We start from the raw sequence: 6,927 nt of genomic DNA, 5'->3' as shown, positions 1-6,927 counted from the left end.
CCCGCGCCAAGCTCATCCCGGTCGTACGGCGGGCGGAGATGCTGGCCGAACTGATGCGCCTGCGCTGGTCTGTCGCCATTGGCGGCACACACGGCAAGACGACCACGACCAGCCTCGTGGCCTGCGTTCTGGAACATGCGCGTCTGGACCCGACCGTCATCAATGGCGGCATTATCGAAGCTTACGGCACCAACACGCGCATGGGCTCAGGCGACTGGATGGTCGTGGAAGCCGATGAGAGTGATGGCTCCTTCCTGCGCCTGCCAGCGGTCATTGCTGTGGTGACGAACATGGATCCGGAGCATCTGGATCACTGGGGCACGGAAGAGGCCATGCAGGCTGGCTACGACCAGTTCGTCTCGAACATCCCGTTCTACGGCTTCGCGGTCCTGTGCGTGGATCACCCGCAAGTGCAGCAGATGATCCCCCGCCTGTCCGATCATCGCGTCATAACCTACGGCTTCAGCCCACAGGCCGATATCCGCGCTGAAAAGGTCGTGATGGACAAGCGCGGCGCGACATTCGAGGTCGTGGTTACCAATCGCCAGCGCAACCGCTCGCGCCGTGCCGGGCCGTTCCGCCTGCCGATGCTCGGACACCACAACGTCCTGAATTCACTCGCAGCCATCGCCGTCGCGCTTGAAATGGAAATCAGTGATTCCGTGATCGCGTCCGCGCTGACGACCTTCAAGGGTGTCAAGCGTCGCTTTACCCGCACAGGTGAATATAACGGTATTTCCATCATCGACGATTATGGCCATCACCCCGTTGAAATCGCCGCCGTGCTCAAGGCCGCCCGTCAGGCCGGTGCGCGCAACGTCATCGCCGTCATGCAGCCACACCGCTATTCACGCCTGAAGGTCCTGTTCAACGAATTCTGCACCTGCATGAACGATGCAGACACGGTCATCGTGGCCGACGTCTATGCCGCGGGCGAGACGCCGATAGAGGGTGCGGGCCGCGATGCGCTCGTTGAAGGTCTGCGCGACCGCGGCCACCGCTCCGCTGTACCGCTCTCCGATCCGGCCCATCTGGCGGAAATGATCAACGCTATCGCCAAACCAGGCGATTACGTCGTCTGTCTCGGCGCCGGCACCATCACCCAGTGGGCGCAGGCACTCCCTGCCCAGCTCGAAGCCCTAAACAGCCAGACCGCAACTGAAGGCGCGGCATGACAGGCAGCAACGATTTTCTCGTCACGGGCCTGCGCGGCAGACTGACCCCGAACGCACCGCTCGGTCCCCGCGCATGGTTCCGCGTAGGCGGCCCGGCGGACTGGCTGTTTGTTCCAGAAGACCAGGACGACTTGACCCTTTTCCTGCGCGAAAAACCGGCCACCATGCCGGTTACGGTTCTGGGTGCGTGCTCGAACGTCATCATCCGCGATGGCGGCATTACCGGCACGGTCATCCGTCTGGCCCGCGGCTTTGCGGACATCTCCGTTCAGGACAACAGCCTGATCGTGGGTGCGGCCGCGCTCGACATCACCGTGGCCGAACATGCTGCCTCTGCCGGTTTGGCAGGGCTGGAGTTCCTGGCAGGCATTCCGGGATCGATCGGCGGCGCCGTTCGCATGAACGCTGGTGCTTACGGATCGGATATCAACGCCATTCTCGAATGGGCGGAGATCCTGACGGCTGAAGGCGAATTCCGGCGCCTGTCCCATGACGACCTCGGCTTTGCCTATCGTCATTCAGAGCTTCCCGAAGGCAGCGTAGTCATCCGCGCCAGCCTGCGCGGCACACCTGACAACGCAGACGCCATCCGCAGCCGTATCGCGGATATTCGGGCCTCGCGCGAGGCCTCGCAGCCCGTGCGGGCACGAACTGGAGGCTCCACCTTCCGTAACCCCGAAGGCCACAAGGCCTGGCAACTCATTGACGAAGCCGGATGCCGTGGTCTTCAAATCGGAGATGCGCAGGTCAGCGAAAAACACTGCAATTTCCTGCTCAATCTGGGACAGGCCAGCAGCGTGGATCTGGAAGCGCTAGGCGAAACCGTGCGCGAAAAAGTGCTGGCACAGAGCGGCGTGGACCTGCATTGGGAAATCAAACGTATCGGGCGCAAATCCGAAGGAGAACAGACGGTATGAAGGTCGCAGTCCTGTTGGGGGGAACATCCAGTGAGCGGCCTGTCAGTCTCATCAGCGGCAAGGCCGCGATCGAGGCTCTACGCGAAAAGGGACATGACGTCACCCCGATCGATGTCGGACCGGATATCGCAACGACCATCGCCAGCCTGAAAGCCGCCGCACCGGACGTCGTTTTCAACGCCCTGCACGGCCCCCGTGGCGAAGACGGTGCCATTCAGGGCGTTCTGGAATGGCTCGGTCTACCTTATACTCATTCCGGCATACGAGCTTCAGCGGTGGCAATGGACAAGGGCGCAACCCGTATCCTGCTTGCTGCCGCTGGTCTACCCGTCGCACAGGGGCGTGTCGTGACGGTTGAAGACCTAGCGGAAGCCGATCCTCTCCCCGCACCTTACGTCATTAAGCCGGTCGCCGAAGGCTCCTCCGTCGGTGTCGAAATCGTGCGGACGGGAGACAACCGTCGCACCGAAATCGCGCGGACCTGGCGCTTCGGAAAAGAGGCACTGGTCGAGAGCTTCATTCCCGGCCGCGAGCTGACCGCAGGCGTCATGGGAGACCGCGCTCTGGCCGTCACGGACATCCTGCCCAGCGAAACAGCTGCATTTTATGATTTCGAGGCCAAATACAAGGCTGGCGGCTCGCGTCACGTGGTCCCTGCGAAACTTCCACAGGCGGTAACAGACCGGGCCCTTGATTACGCTCTGCGCGCTCACCAGACACTGGGCTGCCAGGGAGCCAGCCGCACGGATTTTCGTTATGACGAGGACACCGACACGCTGGTCATCCTTGAGGTCAACACACAGCCTGGCATGACACCAACATCCCTGTTGCCAGAACAAGCCGCCTATTGCGGGATTTCCTATCCGGAACTATGTGACTGGATGGTCCGGGAGGCACTGGCGCGCTAATGCGGGAGGATCCGTCCTTTCAGAGAGACGATTTTGTCCGGGAGCGTTTTTCCGGGGTCCTGCCGCCTCAGGAAGGCCGTCCGTCACGGGCAAAGCTATTCTGGCGCCGGCAGCGGCGGCTCGTCCGGCCTGCGATCGTATTTCTGGTTGTGATGGGAATTGCCGGGGCGGGCATTCGCCTTCTGTATGACGCAGCCTCCGAAGAGCGCTTCGCCCCGCTTAGGGCTCGGCTGGTCGAAATGGAGCCGCTGCCCATCCGCCATATCGTCATCAACGGTCGCGGCATGACCAGCGAAGCCTCGATCCAGGAAGCGCTGGGCACATCCGTCGGTCGTCCCATTTTCGGATTTTCCGTTGAGGCCGCGCGGCAACGGCTGGATGAGTTGCCCTTCATAGACCACGCAACGGTCGAACGGCACATGCCGGATACCATCATCATCACACTGGTGGAGCGCACGCCGATCGCCGTCTGGCAAGACCGTGGACATTTCATGCTCATCAACCGGGCAGGAGAAGAAGTCTCCGATCAGGGCCTGACAGGAAAAAATGCACAGGCTTTTCTGCAACTACCCCTCGTAGTGGGTGAAGGTGCGAATACGGCGGCCGCAAGCGTGATTGATGCTCTGAACAAGGAACCTCTGGTCAAAAGCCAGGTCACGGCCCTGATCCGCGTGGGCAACCGGCGCTGGAATGCCACGCTCAAGGACGGCACGACCGTAATGCTGCCTGAGGGCGAGGAAGCCGCGGCGTTCACCCGTCTTGCCCACTATCAGCAGAGCATGCGCCTACTGGAGAGGCCGGTCCAGTCGATCGACCTGCGTCTTCCGGACCGGATGGTTGTCCACCAGCCGCCTCAGGCGGCTCCACCTCCGGATGACACAAAGCCTGACCCATCCTCACCGACACCACCAGCAGACAGCACGAAGCAGCCATGAACGACCACAACTCCATGTCAGATCTTCCGGCATTCCGGCGCCGGGGCGGTCTGAGGGGCCGGTCCCTCATTCCCGTCGGCGGCGAACGTGACGTCAGCGTCAACCGCGTCCCGCGTGACATCCTTCTACTTCCTCCCGAGGACACCCAGCGAAACGTCAGCTGGCGTCCGGGCATCTTCGGCGCGCTGGACATCGGCACGACGAAAATGACCTGCCTGATCGGCAAGGGCGAGCCGGATGGCTCCATTCAGGTTCTGGGTCATGGATGGCGCCGTTCCCACGGCATCCGTTCAGGTTCCATCGTTGATATACGCGAGGCCGAAGCCGCGATCCGGGCCACGGTCGGACAGGCCGAGGAAGCTGCAGAGCGGCGCATGGACTCACTCGTCGTCAACCTGTCCTGCGGCCGCCCGCTGAGCCGTCTGGTTGACGCACAGATTCCCATCGGCGGCCGCGAAGTCACTGCCGGTGACGTGCAGCGCCTGATAGCTGAAGGACAGGCCCGTGCCTGGATGGAAGGCCGCGAAGTCATCCATACGCTTCCCATCGGATATGTTGTGGATTCTATCCCCGGAATCGCGGACCCGATCGGACATCAGTGCGAAGAACTGGCCACCCGGATGCATGTCGTAGACATGAATTCCAGCGCCTTGCGCACTCTGGATGCAGTCCTGCAACACGCCGAACTGAAGCTGGACGGGTTGGTCGCGAGCCCCTTTGCCTCTGGCGTTTCAGTCCTGGCCGCCGAAGAGCGCGAACTGGGCGTGACCGTCGTGGAGATGGGGGGCGGCACCACGTCTCTGGCCGTTTTCTGTGAAGGCAAACTGCTCCACACAGCCCAGATCCGCGTCGGCGGCCTGCATGTCACGCGAGACATTGCCGGTGTGCTCTCGACGTCTCTGGAAACAGCTGAACGCCTCAAGACGATGTATGGTGCCGCCCAGATGGGTTCGGACGACCAGCGCGAAATCCTGTCGGTGCCGCTGATCGGTGAAAACAGCGACCGCCTGGTCCGCCTTCAGCGCTCCAAAGTCATTTCCGTTATCCAACCCCGGATTGAGGAGACGCTCGAACTCGTGCGGCAATCGCTCGATAATGCGGGACTGGGTCGACTAGCCAATGGTCGGGTCGTGCTGACAGGTGGCGCATCGCTTCTTGAGGGAATCGTGCCCGTCGCAACGCGTATTCTGGGCCGACCTGTCCGAATGGGAAAACCCCAGAACATTTACGGCCTGCCCGAGACAGCCGCGGCTTCGGCAGGATTTTCAACCGCTGCGGGGCTTCTGGCCTGGGCAGCGGGTGCGGATCGGGATTTCGGAGATATTTCCGTTCCGGAACCCAAACCTCGCGGACTTGTTAAACGTCTCGTAGGCTTCATACGCAACAATGTGTAGTCTACTACAGATCACAACGCCCACACCTGTCGCTTTCATGAAGTTCCGGACCAGATCATGACGCTGAACCTTACTCCTACTCCCAATTCCCACGTTGAGCTGGCGCCACGGATTACCGTGATCGGTGTCGGCGGCGGCGGCACGAATGCCGTCGACAACATGATCGCGTCTGAACTCAAGGGCGTGGAATTTGTCGTTGCCAACACTGACGCCCAGCAGCTCGCCCACTCCAAGGCCGAACGACGCGTCCAGCTTGGCCCGCATCTGACGCGCGGTCTGGGTGCAGGCGCAAAACCGGAAATCGGTCGCGAAGCTGCTGAAGAAGCGGCTCAGGAAATCGACCGTCAGCTCGAAGGAGCGAATCTGGTCTTCATCACGGCTGGCATGGGCGGCGGCACGGGTACGGGTGCAGCTCCGGTTATCGCGCGCATGGCGCGTGAGCGCGGCGTCCTGACGGTTGGCGTTGTTTCCAAGCCCTTTAATTTTGAAGGCCGCCGTCGCACGACTGCTGCAGAAAACGGTATTGCCGAGCTGCAGAAGCACGTCGATACGCTAATCGTGATCCCGAACCAGAACCTGTTCAATTCGGCAACACAGAACACGACGTTCCGCGAAGCCTTCCGTATGGCGGACAATGTCCTGAACATGGGCGTTCGGGGCATTACGGACCTCATGGTCTCCCCAGGCCTCATCAATCTCGATTTCGCGGACGTCAAAGCCGTGATGGAAGAGATGGGAAAAGCCATGATGGGGACAGGCGAAGCCTCGAGCGAAGAAGATGCGGAAGATCGTGCCGTGCTCGCAGCCGAGCGCGCGATTTCCAACCCGCTGCTGGAAGACGCTTCCATGGCAGGTGCACGTGGTCTGCTCATCAACATCACCGGCGGCGAAGACCTGACGCTGTACGAAGTCAACGCTGCTGCGGACCGCATCCGCGAGGAAGTGGCCGATGATGCCAACATCATCTTCGGCGCACTGATCGACGAAAAGCTGAACGGTCGTGTCCGCGTGTCCGTCGTTGCAACCGGCATCGACACACAGCCGCGTCAGGACCCTTCAGCTCCGAGCGCAGAAACCATTCAGGCCGCTGCGCCGCAGGTGAACGCCGGAGCGACGGCTCCGCGCGAAAGCACCGGCCCCCGTACGGCAGCCTCCTCGTTCCAGCCTGGTTCGACCTATGCAGGTGGCCCCCCGCGCCCGAATTTCGCGATTGATTCCCAGTCGCCAGCTCAGAACACAGCCCCGCCACCTCAGCAGGAAGCTCCGGCGACCCAGCCCACAGCCCCTGAAACCCAGCCTCCTCGTCAGGAGAACAGCCATCAGCCTTCTCCCCGGGCCGGCCTGTTCTCCGATCCGTCCCGCCATGCCCCGCCGCCGCAGCCCGAAGCGCCACGGAGCCTGTTCGGCATGGTCACAGGCGCCTTCCGCAGCCGTCCGCCCCAACCGCAGCAGACACAGCAGACCACCCAGCGGACTGAGCCCAGCACCCGCGACGGATATGCCCAGCAGGCACCCCATCAGCAGGAACATCCTCCCAGCAACGCCGACGATTCCAACCTGGATATTCCGACCTACCTGCGCCGCTGATCTCCTTTCCC

6 protein-coding genes are annotated in these 6,927 nt (G+C 62.0%); all 6 read left to right on the top strand.

The window, feature by feature from the left end; translation table 11 throughout:
* Positions 1-1,175 (top strand): UDP-N-acetylmuramate--L-alanine ligase (gene murC, locus GSP01_RS09430; protein WP_141352972.1); only part of this gene is annotated, 1,175 nt, incomplete at its 5' end.
* The gene (gene murB / locus GSP01_RS09425; RefSeq protein ID WP_141352970.1) at positions 1,172-2,092 is read left to right on the top strand and encodes a UDP-N-acetylmuramate dehydrogenase; all 921 of its coding nucleotides are present in this window, start codon (positions 1,172-1,174) and stop codon (positions 2,090-2,092) included. The genes murC and murB, both read left to right, overlap by 4 nt.
* Positions 2,089-3,000, top strand: coding sequence for a D-alanine--D-alanine ligase (locus tag GSP01_RS09420; protein WP_141352968.1), 912 nt, complete (start codon positions 2,089-2,091; stop codon positions 2,998-3,000). The genes murB and GSP01_RS09420 overlap by 4 nt, the downstream gene beginning before the upstream one ends.
* Positions 3,000-3,935 (top strand): cell division protein FtsQ/DivIB, encoded by a 936-nt coding sequence (locus GSP01_RS09415; RefSeq protein WP_141352966.1) that lies wholly within the window; start codon positions 3,000-3,002, stop codon positions 3,933-3,935. The genes GSP01_RS09420 and GSP01_RS09415 overlap by 1 nt, the downstream gene beginning before the upstream one ends.
* On the top strand, positions 3,932-5,329 hold the full coding sequence (ftsA, locus tag GSP01_RS09410) for a cell division protein FtsA (RefSeq protein WP_141352964.1): 1,398 nt from the start codon (positions 3,932-3,934) through the stop codon (positions 5,327-5,329). The genes GSP01_RS09415 and ftsA overlap by 4 nt, the downstream gene beginning before the upstream one ends.
* A 57-nt stretch (positions 5,330-5,386) precedes the next feature.
* Positions 5,387-6,916, top strand: coding sequence for a cell division protein FtsZ (gene ftsZ, locus GSP01_RS09405; protein WP_141352962.1), 1,530 nt, complete (start codon positions 5,387-5,389; stop codon positions 6,914-6,916).
* Positions 6,917-6,927: the final 11 nt, after the last annotated feature.

Origin of the sequence: Gluconobacter sphaericus NBRC 12467, from assembly GCF_006539125.1 — a bacterium.
GTDB lineage: Bacteria > Pseudomonadota > Alphaproteobacteria > Acetobacterales > Acetobacteraceae > Gluconobacter > Gluconobacter sphaericus.
Note: the sequence above shows the minus strand (reverse complement) of the source record. Positions and strands in the feature narration are given on the sequence as shown.

What these genes read in the sequence shown, in the direction of transcription:
- ftsZ (WP_141352962.1), top strand. Translation starts at nt 5,387, where the DNA reads ATGACGCTGAACCTTACTCCTACTCCCAATTCCCACGTTGAGCTGGCG.
- GSP01_RS09415 (WP_141352966.1), top strand. Translation starts at nt 3,000, where the DNA reads ATGCGGGAGGATCCGTCCTTTCAGAGAGACGATTTTGTCCGGGAGCGT.
- ftsA (WP_141352964.1), top strand. Translation starts at nt 3,932, where the DNA reads ATGAACGACCACAACTCCATGTCAGATCTTCCGGCATTCCGGCGCCGG.
- GSP01_RS09420 (WP_141352968.1), top strand. Translation starts at nt 2,089, where the DNA reads ATGAAGGTCGCAGTCCTGTTGGGGGGAACATCCAGTGAGCGGCCTGTC.
- murB (WP_141352970.1), top strand. Translation starts at nt 1,172, where the DNA reads ATGACAGGCAGCAACGATTTTCTCGTCACGGGCCTGCGCGGCAGACTG.